Below are 2,618 nucleotides of genomic sequence, written 5' to 3'. Positions count from 1 at the left end.
ATTTCCTTGAACAAGGATAAATCCTCTAGTGATTATCATAGTGTTGTGGAACAATCAGGCATCAAAGCGGGTGATGGTGGTTTTAAGATCAACGTTAAAGATAAAACAACGCTGACCGGAGGTATTATTGAAAGCACCGCGCCGGCAGATAAAAACAGCCTGACCACAGGAAGCATTACCACCAGTGATATCAGCAACAGTGCGCATGCTCAAGCTAGCAGCCAAGGTTTAAGCATTTCTGCGGGTGGTCCGATGTATCAGGGCAAATATGGTGTCGGGAAAAACATTGCTAAAAATGTCTTAGATCATTCAAAAGCTAAAGATTCAGAAGAAGGCTATACCAAATCTGCTATCAGCAATGGCACTATCGTCATTACTGATGAAGCAGGGCAGAAGGCATTGACAGGGCAAGATGTGGAACAAGCCATCGCCTCCCTTAATCGTGATACCGCCACCGCCCATAAGGGTGTACAACAGCTCGATGCAGGCAAGCTGGAACAAATCGTCCATGAAAATCGTGAAATGGCAACTCAACTCTTAGAAGAAGGGTTTAAATACAGCGATGACTCCTATAAAACCATGTTTATCAAAGAGCACCCCATCGCCGTGGTGGATCGTGATGAAAAGGGTAATATAATCTATAAAATAGATGCGAATGGGGTACCTATAAGAGACGCTCGTGGACAACAAATACCTAAGTTTCATTATTTAACGGATGAAGAAAAGCAGCATTTGCAAGAAGGCTCTGATGGCAAAGTGCATGTGTCCTTTAATGGCATCTTTACGCCACCAGAGGAAGCCGCTGTTTATGCAGAGCAACATGCGAAGGATAAAAATAATCCGCTTTATTTTGTTGTGTTCCCAGAAGCGGATTCTGCTATTTCAGAACTTCTAGTCGCGGGCTATCAGAAGTTTATGGAAAATAACTTTTGGGGTTTGACCAATTCAACACAAGAAGCAAAAGATTTGATGTATAGCTATGGTCTTACAGGGTTAGAACTTTATGGACATAGTCGCGGGACAATGACATTGGGAAATATGCTGAATTCTTTCAAACAAGAAGGTGTTCACGGTATAGCCGACAACACGACTATCAATTTCTATGGACCAGCCTTTAATGTTTTAGTTGCATCCGGTCTGTTAGGTTATGTAAGTGATAGCAAACAAACCATTGTTGGTTTTGATGGGAATAGATATGACTTTGTCAGCAGAATTATTGGCGGCAATGGCTATACCTACGAGACAATACCTACTGGTAGTAACATGTGGAAAGAATGGTGGAGAGTGATCATGAATCCCATAAGCTCCCATACTTGCCTTGGAGATGCGGGGCGTATGTGCAACATGCTTTACGGCTCATCTCATCGTGAACAAGTTCCTTCAAGTAAATCATGGAGTAAAAAATGAAACACATCGTAAAATTATTAAGTGCTGTAACTTTGTTAAGTATAGCTGGGTGCCAGTTTAATAAAACTCCCATATCTTCTATAGGGGCATGGGAGAAGCCAGGAGCAGATTTTACGGAGATAGGAAAAGCCTTGTTAGAATGCGGTATGCCAACCCCTTATGATAAGGATCCAGAAAGTAGAAAGCTCAGTAATAATGCAAATGCAACCATTGATGCTTGCATGCTCCAAGCGGGATTTCGCTATAAATATGATGTGGGGGGAGGCTGGTGTGGAAATCATAAAGCTGAAAACTTGCCCATTTGTCGTCCAGGCGCTGTTGTTCCACAGCGCAGTGTCAAGAAGCGCTTGAACAGCCCTTTTTGTAAAAAGCATCCAGAACAATATGAATGCTATCCTTAAGTCTTTCTTGTGATGATCAACAATCTGTCATCCTTGCCTTTACTTGGAATGGCAGGATTGTTTTCTCAATCTACCATCTCAACTCAGTCCAGAACTGTCTTGAAAAACGGAGATAAAATATCAACAGGCTTTAGAGCCTTTTTATTGTAAATAAATTCATTGAAAGAGGGGAAAATGAAAAAAATCTTAAAACTATTGAGCTGCATAGCTCTCTTAACTACAGCTGGATGTGTTAACCAACCTCCTCCATCAACTTTAGCATTATGGGAAAAACCAGGTGTCGATAAAGCGATGATCCAACAATCCTTGTCAAAATGTGGTTGGAAACCGGTTTATGCTTCTCCTGACGATATGAATTCGTATGCGAGTGAATTTGCCTCAGTTTATGAGTGCATGAAAAAAGCAGGTTTCCGGTATAAATTGCAAGATTCAAAAGGGATCTATTTTACACAACCTCCAAAAAGTGGCTCATTCTTAAGCAATTTAATGATAGCAGGATATCAGCAGTTTATGGACAATGACACCTTTGGTGTGACCAATAAAACGAAACAGGAACGCGCTTTACTAACGCATTTTGAGGATGAAAGAAAACGTCAGCAAAAGCAAAAAGCTTTACAAAAGCGATCACCAAAGCGTCCTCCCCATCGTTAATAAAGGTCGTTAGATAAAATCATGAATGAAGTAGGGAGTCAAAATAGTGCCCTTCTTTATTCAAGCGGGTGGCACTTTAAATAAGGCAGCATTCATGGTGTTGGAGCCGATATTATTGCCGGTACAAACCCGATGCAAAGCAATGATGAACAGAGCGGG

Annotated in this window: 3 protein-coding genes; all 3 read left to right on the top strand. The window is 41.4% G+C overall.

Annotated features, from left to right (window positions below):
- Nucleotides 1–1,407, top strand: a 1,407-nt coding sequence (locus ACFIMU_RS08550) for a filamentous hemagglutinin (protein WP_375697027.1), incomplete at its 5' end; no start/stop codon positions are given.
- Nucleotides 1,404–1,808, top strand: a complete 405-nt coding sequence (locus tag ACFIMU_RS08545) for a hypothetical protein (RefSeq protein WP_375615473.1) — start codon at nucleotides 1,404–1,406, stop codon at nucleotides 1,806–1,808. The genes ACFIMU_RS08550 and ACFIMU_RS08545, both read left to right, overlap by 4 nt.
- Nucleotides 1,809–1,982: 174 nt before the next feature.
- Nucleotides 1,983–2,459: a hypothetical protein gene (locus ACFIMU_RS08540; RefSeq protein ID WP_375607640.1), complete on the top strand. Its 477-nt coding sequence runs from the start codon at nucleotides 1,983–1,985 to the stop codon at nucleotides 2,457–2,459.
- Nucleotides 2,460–2,618 lie beyond the last annotated feature (159 nt).

This window comes from Bartonella sp. AC70YNML (genome assembly GCF_042196545.1).
Classification (GTDB): Bacteria; Pseudomonadota; Alphaproteobacteria; order Rhizobiales; family Rhizobiaceae; genus Bartonella.
Note: the sequence above shows the minus strand (reverse complement) of the source record. Positions and strands in the feature narration are given on the sequence as shown.